The sequence below is a fragment of the Streptomyces sp. NPDC002602 genome, from assembly GCF_042889445.1.
Taxonomy (GTDB): Bacteria; Actinomycetota; Actinomycetes; order Streptomycetales; family Streptomycetaceae; genus Streptomyces.
On the sequence record NZ_JBIAQX010000005.1, the window covers coordinates 340,634 to 357,156 of the forward strand.

Genomic DNA, 16,523 nt, shown 5'->3' on the forward strand with positions numbered 1-16,523 from the left:
TGGCGTCCTTTCGGGGGTGGGGACTGGGGTCGTGCTGCTAAGCGGTGCCCAGCGCCGCACTGCGCGCGGCGAGGAACGCCTTGTGCGGATCGAGGTCCGGATACGACCAGGGCGCGGGGGTCGCGTGGCGGCCGATCCGGTGGAAGAGGGCGGCGGCCTCGGCGGAGCGCCCCTCGGCGAGCTTGGCGTGGGCGAGGAAGTTGAGGTCCACGCGGTTGCGGGGGTGGTCGTCCCGCTCCCATTCGAGCCACCAGTCGAAGGCGGAGCGCAGCACTTGGCGGGCGCGGCGGCCGGACCAGTGGGAGACGGCCCCGTCGGGTCCGCCGTGGGCGGCGAGCACCCGGTAGCGCTCCGCGTGGGCGATGACGGGGAGCACGGCGAGCGGGGAGTCGGCCGGGGACTCCTCGGCCGCCCAGGCGGCGAAGTCGTACACCTCGTGGAGCGGGTCGAGGCCGCCGCCGGGCGTGCGCTCGGCGAGCTGGGCGACCATCAGGTGGTGGGCGTGGTGGTGCTCCCGGTGGCGGGCCCGGACCTGGTCGAAGTGGCGGCTGAACTCCTCTTCGGTGCCGAAGGCACGGGTGAGCAGGAGCAGCCCCAGCCAGGGGGTGGGGTCGGCGGGGAGCAGCGCGGCCGCGCGTCGGCAGGATTCCTCCGCCGCCTCGGGTGTCCCTTTGCGGCGCAGGGCGGTGAAGACGGTGGCGCAGGCGAGGAGGGTGGCCGCGTCCGCGCTGTGGGGTTCGGCGAGCAGCCATTCGCGGGCCCAGGCGGTGGCCGTCGGGGTCTCGGCGAGGACGACGACGCGGTGGCCCCGGCGGTCCCAGTCGTCGGCGGTGTCGACCAGGAGGGTGCGCGCCTTGGCCCATCGACCCTGACCGAACTGGCTTCGTACTTCCACGAGTTCGGCGTCACAGAGCGCGGGGTCGAAGAGTTGGGCGTCCCGTTTGCGGGCGCGGCCGAGGGGCGGCGGAGGGGACATCCGCGGGTTCCCTCCAGGACACGGGAGCGGGTGGGTGAAGGGATCGGACCGGTGCGTTGCCGGATGATCACGCACAGCAAAGCGGTACGCACAGCTCCGCGTCAAGGTCCGAGCCGGCGGGTGGCGGGTTTCAACTGGTTTGACGGCGCGTGGAGTTGAGGGGACCGTTCCGGTTCGGGGGTCGGCGGCGCCGTGCATAGGGTGGGACGCATGACGACGTACGACGATCTCCCTCCGTACCTCCTGGGCTTCCCGGGGCCGCTGCGGGACAGTCTGGTGGCCGCGGTGCTCAGCGGGGCGAAGACCACGACCACCGGGCTGCTGCCCGAGTACGAGGCCGAGGGGGAACCGTTGCCGGTGCCGGGCGACCGCTCGGTGTTGGTGGATTCGCTGGAGCGCCCGGTCGCGTTGGTGGAGGTGACCGAGGTGCGGGTGGTGGCCCTCGCCGAGGTGGACCTGGGGCACGCGCTGGACGAGGGCGAGGGGTACGCGACGGTGGCCGAATGGCGCTCCTCGCACGAGGATTTCTGGCACAGCGCGCCGATCCGGGAGGCGATCGGCGACCCGGGGTTCACGGTGGACGACGACACCCGTGTGGTGTTGGAGCGATTCCGGGTGCTGGAGTTGTTGCCGACGGCGTAGGGCGGCCCTTTCACGCCTGCCCGGGTCCGTCGGGCGGGTCGGCCGATCGGCCCGCCCGACGGTGGTCCCGCCGTCCCGGTCGACTCGCCGCCTCGCCCCGGTCGACTCACCGCCGCGTCCCGGTCAGCTCACCGCCGCGTCCCGGTCAGCTCACCGCCGCGGCGGCGGCGCGGCCCGCCGCGCGGCCGGAGAAGATGCAGCCGCCGAGGAAGGTGCCCTCCAGGGCGCGGTAGCCGTGCACCCCGCCGCCGCCGAACCCGGCGGCCTCGCCGGCCGCGTACACGCCGGGAAGCGGATCGCCGGAGGCGCCCAGGACGCGGGAGGAGAGGTCGGTCTCCAGGCCTCCGAGGGACTTGCGGGTCAGGATGGAGAGCCGGACGGCGACCAGCGGGCCCGCCTTGGGGTCCAGGATCCGGTGCGGGGCCGCGGTGCGGATCAGTTTGTCGCCGAGGTACTTGCGCGCCCCGTGGAGGGACATCACCTGGAGGTCCTTGGTGAACGGATTGAGGATCTCGCGGTCCCGGGCCACGACCTCGCGGCGCACGGTCGCCTCGTCGAGCAGGTCCTGTCCGGTCACGGCGTTCATGCCGCGCACCAGGGCGGCCAGGTCGCGCTCGACCACGAAGTCGGCGCCGTTGTCCATGAAGGCCTTGACCGGGCCGGGCACGGCCTGTCGGGCGCGGTCGATGACCTGGCGGATGGACTTGCCGGTCAGGTCGGGGTTCTGTTCGGATCCGGAGAGGCCGAACTCCTTGCCGATGATGCGCTGGTTGAGGACGAACCAGGTGTGGTCGTGCCCCGTCCTCATGATGTGGTCGAGGGTGCCGAGCGTGTCGAAGCCGGGGAAGAGCGGTACGGGGAGCCGCCTGCCCGTCGCGTCCAGCCACAGCGAGGACGGCCCGGGCAGGATGCGGATGCCGTGCTTGTTCCAGATGGGGTCCCAGTTCCCGATGCCCTCGGTGTAGTGCCACATCCGGTCCTTGTTGATGTGGCGGGCGCCCGCGTCCTCGGCGATGCCGAGCATCAGACCGTCCACGTGCGCCGGCACCCCGGACAGCAGCCGCTCGGGAGGGGTGCCGAGGCGGGCCGGCCACTGCTTGCGCACGAGGTCGTGGTTGCCGCCGATCCCACCGCTGGTGACGATGACCGCCTGGGCCCGCAGGGAGAACTCGCCGACGCTCTCGCGGCCGCTCGCGGCGCCCCGTACCGCGTCGGAGGGTTCCAGGATCTCGCCCGTGACGGTGTCCAGGACCCCGCCGGTGCGGGAGAGCCCGGTGACCTTGTGGCGGAACGCCAACCGGACCAGACCGCGGGCGACGCCGGCGCGGACCCGCCGCTCGAAGGGCTCGACCAGGCCGGGGCCGGTGCCCCAGGTGATGTGGAAGCGGGGGACGGAGTTGCCGTGGCCGTTGGCGTCGTAGCCGCCGCGTTCCGCCCAGCCGACGACGGGGAAGAAGCGGACCCCCTGGGCGTGCAGCCAGGGCCGCTTCTCGCCGGCCGCGAAGTCGACGTAGGCCTCGGCCCAGCGGCGCGGCCAGGCGTCCTCCTCCCGGTCGAAGCTGGCCGTGCCGTGCCAGTCCTGGAGGGCGAGGTCGCGGTGGTCCTTGATCCGCATCCGGCGCTGCTCGGGCGAGTCGACGAAGAAGAGGCCGCCGAAGGACCAGTGCGCCTGCCCTCCGATGGACTGCTCCGGCTCCTGGTCCAGCAGGATGACCTTGCGGCCCGCGTCGACGAGCTCGGCGGTGGCGACGAGGCCCGCGAGCCCCGCTCCGATCACGATCACGTCTGCGTCGTACGTCATGCGCTGCCCGTCCTCCGGTCGGTGGTGGGGCAGATCCTTTGCTACGGAGCGGTAACCAGTCAACAGCGAAGAAGGGACGAAACCGTGAGTGCCTCCGATGAAGTACTGGACGTGGTGGACCGGGACGACCGGGTGACGGGCCGCGCCCCGCGCGGGGAGGTGTACGCCCGGGGGCTCCTCCACCGGTGCGTGTTCGTGCAGGTCAGGGATGAGCGGGGGCGGATCTTCGTGCACCGCAGGACCGACTCGAAGCTGGTGTTCCCCTCCCACCACGACATGTTCGTGGGCGGGGTGCTGGGCACCGGGGAGAGCTATCCGCACGCGGCGCTGCGCGAGGCCGGGGAGGAGTTGGGGGTGACCTCGTTGGCGCAGCCGACGCCGCTGTTCAAGTTCCTGTACGAGGGTCCGGGCGGGGCATGGTGGTCGTACGTGCACGAGGTGCGGTGCGAGGCGCCGGTACGTCCGCAGGAGTCGGAGGTGGCCTGGCACACCTGGCTGTCCGAGGAGGAACTGGCGGAGCGGGTGGCTGACGGCGGCTGGTCGTGGGTGCCGGACGGACTGGAGGCGTACCGGCGGCTGCGCGCGCACCGGGAGTCCCGCCAGTAGATTGATCAGGTGATCGACTTCGTCAAGGACGTGCGCCTCTGGTTCGCACCCGAGAGGCTGAGGGACGAGGGCGAGACCCCCGACTACCGGTTCTCGCTCGCCAACGAGCGGACCTTCCTGGCCTGGATCCGCACCGCTCTGGCGCTGGTGGGCGGCGGGTTCGCGGTGGACCAGTTCCTGCCGGACCTGCGGTGGGGCGTACGGGTCGGGATGGCCCTCGCGCTCCTCGCGGTGGGCGCGGCCTGCGCCCTGCGGGCGGTGAACCACTGGGCGCGGTGCGAGCGGGCGATGCGGCGGGGCGAGGACCTGCCGCTGTCTCGTTTCCCGGTCGTGCTCAGCCTGGGGGTCGGGCTGGTGGCCGTGGTGATGATGGCGATCGTGCTGTTGGGCTGGACGGCACCGCGGTGAGCGGCCCGGGTCCGGGCCCGGCCGGGGGCCGCGACGCCGGGCTCCAGCCGGAGCGGACCCGGCTCGCGTGGCGGCGTACGACGCTGGCGTGCTCGGTGACGGCGGTCCTGGCGCTGCGCCAGGCGCTGCGCGGATCCGGATCCCCGGTGGAGGTGGCCGGGGTGGCGGTGATCGCGCTGTTGTGGCTGGTGTTCCTGGGGGTGGCGCACCGACGGATCCGCGCGTTGGCGGCGCACCGTCCGGCGCCGTTGGCGCCGCGTGCGGCGGTGGGGGCGGCACTGTGCACGCTGGCGCTGGCGGCCTTCGCGGTGGCGGTGATCCTCTGAACCGACGAAGGGATGATCGGCCCGGTGCGCTCCCGCGCGGACACGCGAGGGACACAAGCGGCATAAAAGGGGCGATCGGGGATGATCCGCACTAGCCTCGGCGCCATGACGACCCTGCACCACGAGCACCCCACGCACGCGCACGCGCACGGCCCCGGCTGCGGTCACACCGAGGTCGAGCACGGCGATCACGTCGACTACGCGCACGACGGCCATCTGCACCGGGAGCACTCCGGTCACTGGGACGAGTGCGAGACGGACGAGCACACCACCCACGAGGCCCACCCGCACGCGCACGGCGCGGACTGCGGGCACCCGAGCGTCCGGCACGGCAACCACGTCGACTACCTGCACGACGGGCACCGGCACGCCGAGCACGACGGCCACTACGACGACCACTGACCGACGCGTTCCGCGGCCCGTCTCCCCACACCGCCGCCGGGCGACCGCCGGTCCCCCCGCCCCCGACCCGAGTCCCGGGCGGGGGCGGGTCCGTCGTCGGCCCGTCTCCCCCGCCCCGCCCTCCCCGCGCACCGCCGCGGCCGGCAGGATGCCCAGCGCCTGTCAACGCGACCCGGGGAGCACGCAGATGACCGTCGAAGAGCCGTACCTCGTCCAGCCCGCCGCCGGCGTGCACGCCTACGTCCAACCGGACGGGGGCTGGTGCCTGAACAACGCCGGCTTCGTGAGCGACGGCGGCCGGACCCTCCTCGTCGACACCGCGGCCACCCGACGCCGGGCCCTGGCCCTGCGGGATGCCGTCGCCGCGACCGGGGTCCCGATGCCGCGCACGGTCGTGAACACCCACCACCACGGCGACCACACCTACGGCAACGAGGTCTTCGCCCCGGAGGCGCTGATCCTCGGGCACGAGAACGCGCGGGCCGAGCAGCTCGCCGCCGGGCACCAGTTGGAGATGATCTGGCCGACGACCGACTTCGGGGACGTCGAGATCATCCCTCCCGACCTCACGTACAACGACCGGACGACCCTGCACGTGGGCGACATCGAGGTACGGGTCATCCACCCGGGCGTCGCCCACACCACCGGGGACTCGCTCGTGTGGCTGCCGGGGCAGCGGGTGGTGTTCACCGGCGATCTGGTCTTCTCGGGCGGCACGCCGTTCCTCGCGATGGGCTCGCTCTCCGGCTCGTTGCGGGCCATGGAACTGCTGCGCTCCCTCGACGCGGAGACCGTCGTCCCGGGGCACGGGCCGCTGACCGACCCCTCGGCGTACGAGGCCACCGAACGGTACCTGCGCCACGTCGCCGAACTCGCGCTGGAGGGACGCGCGAAGGGGCTGACCCCGCTGGAGACCGCGCTCGGGGCCGATCAGGGCGAGTTCGCGGCCTGGCGGGAGAGCGAGCGGCTGGTGGCGAACCTGCACCGGGCGTACGCGGAACTGTCCGGGGAGCCCGAGGGCGCCCCGCTGGACATCGTGGCCGTGCTCCGGGACATGACGGTGATGAACGGCGGCACCCCGATCCTCTGCCACGCCTGATCCGAGCGGGCCGGCCGCCCCGACGCGGCTCACCCCCCGCCCCGACGCGGCTCGCCCCCGCCCCGACGCGCCCCGGCGTGTCGGGGCTTGTTTCGGCGTACCCTCTGGACGGCATACCGACTGGTCGGCATGATGACTCTCGTCCGTTCCGTCACCGTCCATCCCGTACGGAGGTGCGCACCATGACCCCAGCGCCAGAACCGACCCCGACCGGCCCGCCGGGCCTCGATCCGGAGCGGCTGCGCGGCCGTCTCGACGCCGCGCTCCCCGGCCTCGTGGCCGGGCCGCTCACCGGCCGCCTCATCGAGGGAGGCCGCTCGAACCTCACGTACGCGGTCACCGACGGGTCCGCCCGCTGGGTGGTGCGCCGGCCGCCGCTCGGCCACGTGCTGGCGACCGCCCACGACATGCGGCGCGAGTACCGCGTCATCGCGGCCCTGCACGGCACGGCCGTACCGGTGCCCGAGCCGGTGCTCCTGTGCGAGGACGAGTCGGTGCTGGGTGCGCCGTTCTACGTGATGGAGCACGTGGACGGGGTCCCCTACCGGACGGCCGAGCAGTTGTCCGCCCTCGGCCCCGACCGCACCCGACGGGCCGTGCTCGGCCTGGTGGACACCCTCGTCGACCTGCACGCCGTGGACCCGGACGCCGTGGGGCTGGGTGACTTCGGCCGCCCCGCGGGCTTCCTCGACCGGCAGTTGCGCCGGTGGGGCAAGCAGCTCGCGGCCTCCCGCGGCCGGGAACTCGCCGGCATCGACGAACTGCACGGCGCGCTCGGCCGGTCCCTGCCCGACTCCCCCGCCCCCACCGTGGTGCACGGCGACTTCCGGCTCGACAACGTCCTGATCGGCGGTCCGGACGACACGATCCGGGCGGTGCTGGACTGGGAGATGTCCACGCTCGGCGATCCGCTGACCGACCTCGGGCTGCTGGTGATGTACAGCTCGGACCTGGGCCTGACCGCCTCCCCCGTCAGCACGACCAGCGGGGCGCCCGGCCACCCCTCCCCCGCGGAACTGGTCGAGCGGTACGCCTCCCGTTCGGGTCGGGACACCTCCGCGATCGCCTGGTACACCGCCTTCGCCTGGTTCAAGCTCGCGGTGATCCTCGAAGGCATCCACTACCGCTTCACGCTCGGACAGACCGTCGGAGCGGGCTTCGACCGGATCGGCGAGCTGGTCCCGGTCTTCATCGAGCACGGTCTGCACACCCTCCAGGAAGGCTGAGGAACCCCCGCATGGACTTCGCATTCGACTCCCGGACCGAGGAACTCCGCCAACGGCTGCACGCGTTCATGGAGGAGTACGTGTACCCGGCGGAGGCCGTCGCCGCCGAGCAGCGCGCGCGGCTGGCCTCGCCCTGGGACACCCCGGCCGTCTTCGGTGAACTGAAGGCCGAGGCGCGTCGCCAAGGCCTGTGGAACCTCTTCTTCCCCGGCGAGCGGTACGGCGCCGGGCTGACCAACCTCCAGTACGCCCCGCTCGCCGAGATCACCGGCCGCAGCCCGCACCTGGCGCCGATGGCGACGAACTGCGCCGCCCCGGACACCGGGAACATGGAACTGCTCGCCCAGTTCGCCGACGAGGAGCAGCGCAAGCGCTGGCTGGAACCGCTGCTGGACGGGGAGATCCGTTCGGCGTTCGCCATGACCGAGCCCGACGTGGCCTCCTCGGACGCCACGAACATCGAGACCCGCATCGAGCGTTCCGCCGGCGGCGACGAGTACGTGGTCACGGGCCGCAAGTGGTACATCTCCGGCGCCATGAACCCGGACTGCAAGATCTTCATCGTCATGGGCAAGACCGACCCCGACGGCGCCGACCCCCGCCGCCAGCAGTCGATGATCCTGGTCCCGCGCGACACCCCGGGCGTGGAGGTCCGCCGCGCCATGACGGTGTACGGGTACGCCGACCACGACCACGGCGGTCACGCGGAGGTGGTCTTCCACGGAGCGCGGGTCCCGGCCGCGAACCTGATCGGCGAGGAGGGTTCGGGGTTCGCCATCGCCCAGGCCCGGCTCGGTCCGGGGCGGATCCACCACTGCATGCGGCTGATCGGGATGGCGGAGCGGGCCATCGAGTTGATGTGCGAGCGCGCGAGCGGACGCACCGCCTTCGGCAAGGAGCTGGCCTCGCAGGGCGTCGTGCAGAACTGGATCGCGGACGCCCGGGTCACCGTCGAGCAGTTGCGGCTGCTGGTGTTGAAGACGGCCTGGCTGATGGACACGGTCGGCAACCGGGGCGCGCACACCGAGATCCAGGCCATCAAGATCGCGACGCCGAGGGCGGTCGTGGGGATCCTCGACCAGGCGGTGCAACTGCACGGCGCGGGCGGGGTCAGCCAGGACTTCCCGTTGGCCGAGTTGTGGGCGGCCGCGCGGACGCTGCGGTTGGCGGACGGTCCGGACGAGGTCCATCAGCGCTCCCTGGCCCAGCGGGAGTTGAGGAAGTACGCGGGGCGGACGTGAACGTGACGTGTTCGTGCGGGAGTTCTGACGAACATGTGTGCACGGTGAAGGCGATGCGGGGGGCCTATTGAGAAACCTTGTTGAATAAGCCCTGAAGGCGGGTGCGATCTTGATTTGCGCCTGTCAATCGGAACAGGGTTCTCCAGAAGGTTTGACGCCCCACACGTCAACACGAGGAGAACCCTCCACATGGCAACTCACAAGCGTTCGCGCGGTTTCCGGTACGCGGCAGTCGCCACGGGAGCCGCGACAGCGGCAGCCGTGACCCTGCTCGCGACCCCCTTCGCGGGGGCCGCGACACCGGCCGAGGGCACGGTCTACGGACTGGGCGCGCCCGGCGCGATCAGCGGAAGTTACGTGGTCATTCTCGACGAGGCCGCGGACAAGGGACAGCTCGCCGACAAGTACGGCGGCGAACTGCAACGCACCTACACCTCCGGGGTCAACGGTTTCTCGGCCTCCGGCCTCAGCGAGACCGAGGCCAAGCGGCTCGCGGCGGATCCCGCCGTCGGCAAGGTCGTGCAGAACAAGAAGTTCCACATCAACGCCACGCAGGACAACCCGCCTTCATGGGGGCTCGACCGGATCGACCAGGCCAAGACGGCGGGAGACAAGAAGTACGACTACCCCGACACCGCCGGTGAGGGGGTGACCGCGTACGTCATCGACACGGGCATACGCGTCAGCCACAAGGACTTCGGCGGCCGCGCCACGCACGGCTTCGACGCGGTGGACAACGACGACAGCGCCGACGACGGCAACGGTCACGGTACGCACGTGGCCGGCACCATCGCCGGTACGGAGCACGGTGTCGCCAAGAAGGCGAAGCTGGTCGCGGTGCGGGTGCTCGACGACAACGGTTCCGGTTCCACGGAACAGGTCGTCGCGGGCATCGACTGGGTCACCAAGAACCACAAGGGTCCGTCCGTGGCCAACATGAGCCTCGGCGGCGGTGCGGACGAGGCGCTCGACGAGGCGGTGAAGCGCTCGATCGCCTCGGGCGTCACGTTCGCCGTCGCGGCGGGCAACGAGTCGACGGACGCCGGGCAGGGCTCCCCCGCCCGTGTCCCGGAGGCGATCACCGTGGCGTCGAGCACCATCGACGACGCGCAGTCGGACTTCTCCAACTTCGGTTCCGTGGTGGACCTGTACGCGCCGGGCTCGGACATCACGTCCGACTGGAACGACAGTGACAGCGGCACCAAGACGATCTCCGGCACCTCCATGGCCACCCCGCACGTGGTCGGTGCCGCGGCCGTCTACCTGTCGGGACACTCGTCGGCGACGCCGGCCGAGGTGGCCACCGCGCTGACCGGTGCGGCCACCGCGGACGCGGTGACCAACCCGTCGGCGGGTACCGCGAACAAGCTGCTCAAGGTGTCCCCGTAACGGGTGACCGGCAGACCTGAACCGGTCCGCCCCTCGACCGCCCCCTCCAGGGGCGGCTCGGGGGGCGGGCCGGTTCGTCGTGCGAGGTCCTCCCGCCGGCCGGGTCCGCCCGTCTCAGGGGCGCAGCGCGCGCAGCAGCAGGTCGGCGAGGTGATCGGCGACCTGCTGGGGCGTGAGCGGGCCGTCCTCCCGGTACCAGGTGGACAGGTGGTGCACGGAGCCGAAGTGGTAGTCCACCACCAGGTCCGCGGGTGTGGCGGTGGAGAACACCCCGGTGCGCTGCCCCTCCTCGACCAGTGCCCGGAAGCGCTCGTGATAGCGCCGGCGCTCGGCCCGCACCTGCTTGAACTTCTCGGGACTGAGCTGGTGCATCGACCGGAAGAAGATCATCGCGTCGTCGAGGTTCTCGATGGTGGTGACCACCACGTCGGCGGCGGCGGCGCGCAGTCGCTCCTCCACGGGCGCGTCGGAACCGGCCACCGCGTCCAGTCGCTGCTGCTGGAGGCGCAGCATCCGCGCGTACACCTCGTGCAGCAGGTCGTCCTTGGAACCGAAGTAGTGGTAGAGCGCGCCCTTGGTGACCCCGGCCGCCTCGACGATCTCCTGTACGGAGGTGCGGTCGTAGCCGCGTTCGGCGAACAGCCGGGTGGCGACGGCCAGCAGTCGCTGCGGCACCGGCGCGTCGCCGGTGCCCTCGGACTCCGTGGTGGTCTTGGCGGCCATGGCTCTCGCCTTCCTTCCTGATCCCTCGCCCGTTGCGGGGCGACGTCGTGCGTCCGTCCGACTGTTTTCAGCCGCGTTCGCGCAGTTCCCGTCGCAGGATCTTGCCACTGCTCGTCTTGGGAAGGACAGGCAGGATCTCCACCTGCCTCGGGTACTTGTACGCGGCGATGCGCTCGGCGCAGTACGCGGACAGCTCGGCGGGCTCGACGCGGGCGCCGGGGCGCAGGCTCACGTAGGCCTTCACGCTTTCCCCCCGGTACGGGTCGGGGACCCCGACCACGGCCGCCTCGCGTACGTCGGGATGGGTGTACAGCACGTCCTCGACCTCGCGGGGCCAGACCTTGAAGCCGGACGCGTTGATCATGTCCTTCTTCCGGTCGACGACGTACAGCCAACCGTCGGCGTCCATGAACCCGACGTCGCCGGTGCGTAGTTCGCCGTCCGGGAAGGCCTTCGCGCTCTCCTCGGGCAGCCCCCAGTAGCCGGGGACGACCTGGGGGCCGCGGACGGCGATCTCCCCCGTCCCGCCGATCGGTACCTCGGCGCCCCGCTCGTCGAGGATGCGTACGAGGGTGTCCGCGCCCGGGAGGCCGACCGAGAGGGTACCGGAGACCGGGTCCACGGGGGCTTCGAGGTGGACGGGGACGGAGGCGCAGGGCGCGGTGCACTCGGTGAGCCCGTAGCCGTTGCGCAGGTAGAAGCCGAAGCGGGCGCGCAGCCGCTCGACCAGGGCCGGCGGGAGCGGGGCGCCGCCGGAGGAGACCACCCGGAACGAGGCGAAGTGCTCGGGGGTCGCGGCGGGGTGGGCCGCCAGGGCCATGAAGGCGGTGGCGGGGCCGACGGTGTAGGCGGGGCGGTGTTCGAGGAAGGCGTCGAGGACGGCGCCGGGTTCGAAGCGGTGGGCGAGGACGAGGGTGCCGGCGTTGACGAAGCAGGCGGCGAGCTCGCACACCAGGCCGGTGATGTGGAAGAGCGGGGCGAGGGCGAAGTAGCCCGCGCCCTCGGGGAGGGGGTGGCCGGTGACCTGGCGGGTCGCGTTGTGGGTGAGGGCCCCGTGTGGGTTGAGGGCGCCCTTGGGGGTGCCGGAGGTCCCGGAGGTGTAGCTGATGAGCGCCGTGTCGGAAGCGGTGAAGCGCGGGTCGGGCGGGGCGGGCCGGCCCTGGCGGGCCACGGTGGTGAGGTCGGCGGCCTCCAGGGGCGGCGCGTCCTCGTACGGGCCGAGGGTCGGGTCCGCGTCAGGGACGGGGGCCAGGACGCGTGGGTCGTCGCGCGTCTGGAAGTCCCGGTCTCGGGCGGTGAGCGCGAGGCGGACGCCGGTGTCGCGGACGCCCTCGCGGAGGTACCCGGTCCAGGCGCGGGCGTCGCAGGCCAGGGCGACGGCGCCGGAGTCGCGCAGGATGTGGCCGACCTCGCCGGACTTGTACATGGGGTTGAGCGGGACGACGATCGCGCCGGCCTTCCAGGCGGCCAGCACGGCGAGCACGAAGTGCGGGGTGTTCTGCAACATCACGGCGACCCGGTCGCCGCGCTCCACGCCCCGCGCGGCGAGGTGGCCGGCGACCGAGTCGGAGAGCGCGTCGACCTCGGCGTAGTCCAGCCGGCCGTCGAAGTAGGCGAGGGCGGTGCGTCCGGGGGCGCGGGCCACGGCCGCCCGGAAGGCGGCGGGCACGCTGACCGGGGGCGTGATGGGCGCGCGTTGGGCGGCGCTGAGGCGGGCCAGCCAGGGCCTGTCGGCATAGCGCACGGGCCGGGGCGTCGCGCCTTCGGTGGCGGGCGCGGGCGACGCGTCGGCAACGGTTTCGAGCTCGGGAACGGGCGCGGGTGCGGGCACGGACGGCGTCTCGGGGGCGGGTGCGGGCACGGACGGCGTCTCGGGGGCGGGCCCGGTCATCGCGTCTCCCACTTCTGCTGGAGGTGGTTCATGTTCGTCAGCCAGCGGTCCGGGTCGGTGGCCCGGGCGGCGTGGTAGTCGGCCACCTCGGGGTGCGGGAGGATCAAGAACCGGCCCTTCTCCATGCCGTCGAACAGGGCGTTCGCGACCGCTTCCGGCTCGATCGCGGTCGGCGCCAGGACGAGTTCGCCCGCCGAGCCCGCGGCGGTCAGCATGTCGGTGCGAACCCCCTGCGGGCAGACGGCGTGGACCTGGACGCCTCGGTGGCGGTAGGTCAACGACAGCCATTCCGCGAAGGCGAGGGCACCGTGCTTGGTGACACTGTACGGCGCGGCCCCGATCATCGTGAGGAGTCCGGCGGCGGAGACGGTGGACACGAACCGACCGCTCCCCCGCTCCAGCCACTCCGGCAACAGGGCGCGAGCGGCGCGGACGTGCGCCATGACGTTGACGTCCCATGCCGCTTCCCAGACGGCTTCGTCCACGAAGGCGTCGCCGCCCGAGGCGAGGCCGGCGTTGGCACAGTAGACGTCCACGGTCCCGCCGAGGGCCTCGCGGGCCCGGTCCACGATCGTCGAGGCGTCGCCGGGGACCGCGATCGCGCGGGCGCCGATCCCCTCGGCGACGGATGCGGCCTTCACCGGGTCGAGGTCGTTGACCACGACCGTGGCGCCCTCGGCGGCGAAGCGCTGCGCGAGGGCGGCTCCGATGCCGCCGCCGGCTCCGGTGACGACGACTCGCTGGTCCTGGTACGCGCTCACGTGGATCACCTTTCGACGCTGACGACGGATGCGGGCGGACCCGGGCGGGGTCCGATCCGATCCGGACGGATCGGGGGCAGACTAACCAGTCGGTATGTCGGGGCGGAAGGGGTCTGCGGCCTAGCGTGTCCGGATGACGCTGTCGCGACGCGGGGTACTGGGACTGGCCGGAGCCGTGGGGGCCATGGGGAGTCTGGGCGCGGCGGCGCCGGCCTCCCCGAAGGCGATCGGCGCGAGCGCGCGGGTGCGGACGGGGTGCGACCAGCTCGCCGCCGACGGGTACGCGGCGCTGGCCGGGCAGCGGGTCGGGGTGGTCACCAACCCGACCGGGATCACCGCCGACGCGCGCCACCTGGTGGATGTCCTGCACGCGGACGAACGGGTCGACCTGGTGGCGGTGTTCGGGCCGGAGCACGGGTTCCGGGGCACCGCTCAGGCGGGTGGTTCGGAGGGCGCGGGCCGGGATCCGGCGACGGGGCTGCCCGTGTACGACACGTACGACAAGAGCGGTCGGCAGCTCGCGGACGTGTTCACGACGGCCGGTGTCGACACGGTGGTCTTCGACATCCAGGACGTCGGGGCGCGCTTCTACACCTACATCTGGACCCTCTACGACTGCATGCGCGCGGCCGCCCTGGCGGGCAAGGCGGTGGTGGTGCTGGACCGGCCCAATCCGGTGGGCGGGGTGCGGGCGGCCGGACCGGTCCTCCAGCGGCCGTACGCGAGCTTCGTGGGACGGGAGCCGATCGCACTCGCGCACGGGATGACCGCGGCGGAGCTGGCCCTGCTGTTCAACGGCGAGTTCCTGAAGGACAAGCCCGTCGCGCTCAGGACGGTACGGATGACGGGATGGCGCCGGGAGTCGTTCTTCGGGGCGACAGGGCTGCCCTGGGTGCCGCCGAGCCCGAACATGCCGACTCCGGACACGGCTCTCGCGTACGCCGGCACCTGCCTGTTCGAGGGGACGAACCTGTCCGAGGGGCGAGGTACGACGACCCCCTTCGAGGTGGTCGGCGCCGAGGGCGTCGACCGGCGGTGGGCGGAGGCGGCGAACGCGCTGGGGCTGCCCGGGGTCTGGTTCCGGGAGACGTACTTCACCCCGTCCCTCTCCAAGCACGCCGGGAAGGTGTGCGGCGGGGTCCGGCTGATCGTGCACGACCGCGAGGCCTTCGACCCGGTACGGGCCGGAATCGGGCTGCTGGTCACCGCTCGGCGGACGTGGAGCGGCTTCGGCTGGCGGGCCGACCACTGGATCGACCGGCTGACGGGATCGGACCGGGTGCGCGCGCTGGTGGACGCGGGCGCCGGCGTGGAGGAGATCGTGGGCGACTGGGCGGCCGGGCTGGCGCGCTTCGCGGCCCTGCGGGAGGGGTACCTCCTCTACCGGTGACCCGGCCGGCCGCGGGGCCGGCGGGCGGACGCGGCAGCGGAATGCCGGGTCCGCCGGGGCGGCGTGGAGGGGGGCGTCATGGCGGACGTCGACAGGGTGGTCGGCAGCGGTGAAGGCGGCTGGGGCGGGGGCGCGATCACGGCGGGCGTCGCGGTCGGGGCCGGCTCGGGGGTCGGGGTCGGCTCTGGGGTCGCGGTCGGCTCTGGGGTCGCGGTCGGGGTCGGCTCGGGGGTCGGGGCCGGGGTCGGGGTCGGGCCGTACGCGGAACTCACCTTTGACGCCGACGGCGACGTGGATCGGAGCACCCGGGAGGCCGTGGCCCGGATCGAGGCCACCGATCTGCTGGTCTTCGCCCACGGCTGGAACAGCGACCGATCCACCTCGACCCGCCTGTACGACCGCTTCTTCGCCCCGTTCCCGAACCTCGTGGGGTCAGGGGTGCGGCTGGGGTACGTGGGGGTGGTCTGGCCCTCGATCCGGTTCTCCGACGAGCCGATACCGGACTTCGACCCGCCCGGCGCGCTCGCGGAACCCGGTCTCGGCACGGCACTGGGTCCCGTCACCCGGCGGGCGCTCGGGGAGTTCTGGCCGGACCGCGACGCGGAGCTGGACCGGATCGCCGAACTGCTGGAGGAACGGCCCGATTCGGCGGCGGCGTTCGTCGAGTTCGGCGCGCTGCTGCGGGAGCTCGTCGGAGTGGACGCGGTGGCCACGCCGGCCGCCCTGGACGTGCCGGCCATGTTCGCCCGGGACGTCCTGGAGGTGTGCCGGGCGTTCACCGACGCGCTCGCGGAGGCGGGCGCGACGCCGAGGCATGACGATGTCGATGTCGAGGGCGGGGGCGGGGGCGGCGGGGACGGGGACGGGGGCGCGAATTCGGCACTCGGCGGCGGGCTGCGCGCCCTGTGGAGCGGCGCGAAAGAGGTGCTGCGCCAGGCTACCTACTATCAGATGAAGAAGCGGGCGGGAGTCGTCGGCGAACACGGGCTGGGGCCGGTGCTCGCGGAGCTCGCGCACCGCCGGCCGGCGCTGCGGATCCACCTCATCGGTCACAGCTTCGGGGCGCGGGTGGCGGCCTTCTCGCTGCGCGCGGTGCCGAACGGATCCCGGTACGTGAAGTCCCTCACCCTGCTCCAAGGGGCCTTCTCCCACTACGCCTTCACCGATCGCCTCCCCCACGACGGGGACCGCGGGGGCGCCCTGCGGGGGCTCCAGCGGCGGGTGGACGGTCCGGTGGTCGCCTGCCATTCCCCGTACGACACCTCGCTCAAGGTGTTCTATCCGCTGGCCTCCCGGATGGCCGGGGATTCGGCCGGACTGCTCGGTTTCGACGAGCGCTGGGGCGCGATCGGGCACGACGGGGTACGGGCCGTGCCGGACACGCCCCGGCTGAGCCTCGACACGGTGCTGCGCGGCGGGCTGCCGGGGGCGGGTTGCGTCAGCGTGGACGCGGGCTCCGTGGTCCGGCGGGGCGGGGCACCGTCGGGGGCGCACAGTGACATCTGCCACGAGGAACTGGCCCGGGTCGTGGTTGCCGCGGGGCGCATGGGGCGTTGAGTTCCGGCCATGTGCCACCCGCACGCCTCGACCGCCCCCGCATGCGCCCACATTCCGCCGGGCATGTTGGGCACGTCGGGACGTA

The 16,523-nt window shown here is 72.8% G+C and carries 16 protein-coding genes; 11 read left to right on the forward strand and 5 right to left on the reverse strand.

Annotated features, from left to right (window positions below; all coding sequences use genetic code 11):
- Window positions 1–37: 37 nt before the first annotated feature.
- On the reverse strand, window positions 38–976 hold the full coding sequence (locus tag ACFYW3_RS17740; RefSeq protein ID WP_389386701.1) for a hypothetical protein: 939 nt from the start codon (window positions 974–976) through the stop codon (window positions 38–40).
- Window positions 977–1,186: 210 nt separating this feature from the next.
- On the opposite strand from ACFYW3_RS17740, the gene ACFYW3_RS17745 reads away from it, so the two are divergent.
- Window positions 1,187–1,618, forward strand: coding sequence for an ASCH domain-containing protein (locus ACFYW3_RS17745; protein ID WP_351751967.1), 432 nt, complete (start codon window positions 1,187–1,189; stop codon window positions 1,616–1,618).
- A gap of 145 nt (window positions 1,619–1,763) precedes the next feature.
- Here ACFYW3_RS17745 and ACFYW3_RS17750 read toward each other — a convergent pair whose 3' ends face one another.
- The gene (locus tag ACFYW3_RS17750; protein ID WP_389386702.1) at window positions 1,764–3,419 is read right to left on the reverse strand and encodes an FAD-binding dehydrogenase; all 1,656 of its coding nucleotides are present in this window, start codon (window positions 3,417–3,419) and stop codon (window positions 1,764–1,766) included.
- Between the two features lie 84 nt (window positions 3,420–3,503).
- Here ACFYW3_RS17750 and ACFYW3_RS17755 point away from each other — a divergent pair, with 84 nt between their 5' ends.
- The 8 genes from ACFYW3_RS17755 (at window position 3,504) to ACFYW3_RS17790 (ending at window position 10,116) form a co-directional block, all read left to right on the forward strand.
- Window positions 3,504–4,025 carry an NUDIX domain-containing protein gene (locus ACFYW3_RS17755; RefSeq protein ID WP_351751965.1) on the forward strand — a complete coding sequence of 174 codons (522 nt, stop codon included), beginning with the start codon at window positions 3,504–3,506 and terminating at the stop codon, window positions 4,023–4,025.
- Window positions 4,026–4,034: 9 nt separating this feature from the next.
- Window positions 4,035–4,433 carry a DUF202 domain-containing protein gene (locus ACFYW3_RS17760; RefSeq protein ID WP_351751964.1) on the forward strand — a complete coding sequence of 133 codons (399 nt, stop codon included), beginning with the start codon at window positions 4,035–4,037 and terminating at the stop codon, window positions 4,431–4,433.
- Complete coding sequence (locus ACFYW3_RS17765) at window positions 4,430–4,759, forward strand: DUF202 domain-containing protein (protein WP_351751962.1); 330 nt, start codon at window positions 4,430–4,432, stop codon at window positions 4,757–4,759. Before ACFYW3_RS17760 ends, ACFYW3_RS17765 begins: the two co-directional genes overlap by 4 nt.
- A gap of 105 nt (window positions 4,760–4,864) precedes the next feature.
- Window positions 4,865–5,161, forward strand: a complete 297-nt coding sequence (locus ACFYW3_RS17770) for a hypothetical protein (RefSeq protein WP_351751961.1) — start codon at window positions 4,865–4,867, stop codon at window positions 5,159–5,161.
- Between the two features lie 187 nt (window positions 5,162–5,348).
- Window positions 5,349–6,260 carry an MBL fold metallo-hydrolase gene (locus ACFYW3_RS17775; protein WP_351751959.1) on the forward strand — a complete coding sequence of 304 codons (912 nt, stop codon included), beginning with the start codon at window positions 5,349–5,351 and terminating at the stop codon, window positions 6,258–6,260.
- Between the two features lie 182 nt (window positions 6,261–6,442).
- Window positions 6,443–7,486, forward strand: coding sequence for a phosphotransferase family protein (locus ACFYW3_RS17780; protein ID WP_389386703.1), 1,044 nt, complete (start codon window positions 6,443–6,445; stop codon window positions 7,484–7,486).
- An 11-nt stretch (window positions 7,487–7,497) separates the two neighbouring features.
- Window positions 7,498–8,727, forward strand: coding sequence for an acyl-CoA dehydrogenase family protein (locus tag ACFYW3_RS17785; RefSeq protein WP_389386704.1), 1,230 nt, complete (start codon window positions 7,498–7,500; stop codon window positions 8,725–8,727).
- Between the two features lie 189 nt (window positions 8,728–8,916).
- On the forward strand, window positions 8,917–10,116 hold the full coding sequence (locus ACFYW3_RS17790) for a S8 family serine peptidase (protein ID WP_389386705.1): 1,200 nt from the start codon (window positions 8,917–8,919) through the stop codon (window positions 10,114–10,116).
- Between the two features lie 114 nt (window positions 10,117–10,230).
- Here the strand turns inward: ACFYW3_RS17790 and ACFYW3_RS17795 are convergent, their stop codons facing one another.
- The 3 genes from ACFYW3_RS17795 to ACFYW3_RS17805 form a co-directional block, all read right to left on the reverse strand.
- A complete protein-coding gene (locus ACFYW3_RS17795) occupies window positions 10,231–10,839 on the reverse strand; it encodes a TetR/AcrR family transcriptional regulator (RefSeq protein WP_351751953.1) in 609 nt (202 codons plus the stop codon).
- Window positions 10,840–10,906: 67 nt separating this feature from the next.
- Window positions 10,907–12,730 (reverse strand): AMP-binding protein, encoded by a 1,824-nt coding sequence (locus tag ACFYW3_RS17800; RefSeq protein WP_389386706.1) that lies wholly within the window; start codon window positions 12,728–12,730, stop codon window positions 10,907–10,909.
- Entirely contained in the window at window positions 12,727–13,500 is a 774-nt protein-coding gene (locus tag ACFYW3_RS17805; protein WP_351751951.1) for an SDR family oxidoreductase, read from the reverse strand. Before ACFYW3_RS17805 ends, ACFYW3_RS17800 begins: the two co-directional genes overlap by 4 nt.
- A gap of 124 nt (window positions 13,501–13,624) precedes the next feature.
- Between ACFYW3_RS17805 and ACFYW3_RS17810 the strand changes: the two genes are divergently transcribed.
- Entirely contained in the window at window positions 13,625–14,881 is a 1,257-nt protein-coding gene (locus tag ACFYW3_RS17810; RefSeq protein WP_389386707.1) for an exo-beta-N-acetylmuramidase NamZ domain-containing protein, read from the forward strand.
- Window positions 14,882–14,959: 78 nt separating this feature from the next.
- Window positions 14,960–16,438 carry a serine-threonine protein kinase gene (locus tag ACFYW3_RS17815; RefSeq protein ID WP_389386708.1) on the forward strand — a complete coding sequence of 493 codons (1,479 nt, stop codon included), beginning with the start codon at window positions 14,960–14,962 and terminating at the stop codon, window positions 16,436–16,438.
- The last annotated feature ends 85 nt before the right edge of the window (window positions 16,439–16,523 follow it).

Excerpts from the sequence above, each read along its gene's own strand:
- ACFYW3_RS17740 (WP_389386701.1), bottom strand. The coding sequence starts at position 976 with ATGTCCCCTCCGCCGCCCCTCGGCCGCGCCCGCAAACGGGACGCCCAA.
- ACFYW3_RS17745 (WP_351751967.1), top strand. The coding sequence starts at position 1,187 with ATGACGACGTACGACGATCTCCCTCCGTACCTCCTGGGCTTCCCGGGG.
- ACFYW3_RS17750 (WP_389386702.1), bottom strand. The coding sequence starts at position 3,419 with ATGACGTACGACGCAGACGTGATCGTGATCGGAGCGGGGCTCGCGGGC.
- ACFYW3_RS17770 (WP_351751961.1), top strand. The coding sequence starts at position 4,865 with ATGACGACCCTGCACCACGAGCACCCCACGCACGCGCACGCGCACGGC.
- ACFYW3_RS17775 (WP_351751959.1), top strand. The coding sequence starts at position 5,349 with ATGACCGTCGAAGAGCCGTACCTCGTCCAGCCCGCCGCCGGCGTGCAC.
- ACFYW3_RS17780 (WP_389386703.1), top strand. The coding sequence starts at position 6,443 with ATGACCCCAGCGCCAGAACCGACCCCGACCGGCCCGCCGGGCCTCGAT.
- ACFYW3_RS17785 (WP_389386704.1), top strand. The coding sequence starts at position 7,498 with ATGGACTTCGCATTCGACTCCCGGACCGAGGAACTCCGCCAACGGCTG.
- ACFYW3_RS17790 (WP_389386705.1), top strand. The coding sequence starts at position 8,917 with ATGGCAACTCACAAGCGTTCGCGCGGTTTCCGGTACGCGGCAGTCGCC.
- ACFYW3_RS17795 (WP_351751953.1), bottom strand. The coding sequence starts at position 10,839 with ATGGCCGCCAAGACCACCACGGAGTCCGAGGGCACCGGCGACGCGCCG.
- ACFYW3_RS17800 (WP_389386706.1), bottom strand. The coding sequence starts at position 12,730 with ATGACCGGGCCCGCCCCCGAGACGCCGTCCGTGCCCGCACCCGCCCCC.
- ACFYW3_RS17810 (WP_389386707.1), top strand. The coding sequence starts at position 13,625 with ATGACGCTGTCGCGACGCGGGGTACTGGGACTGGCCGGAGCCGTGGGG.
- ACFYW3_RS17815 (WP_389386708.1), top strand. The coding sequence starts at position 14,960 with ATGGCGGACGTCGACAGGGTGGTCGGCAGCGGTGAAGGCGGCTGGGGC.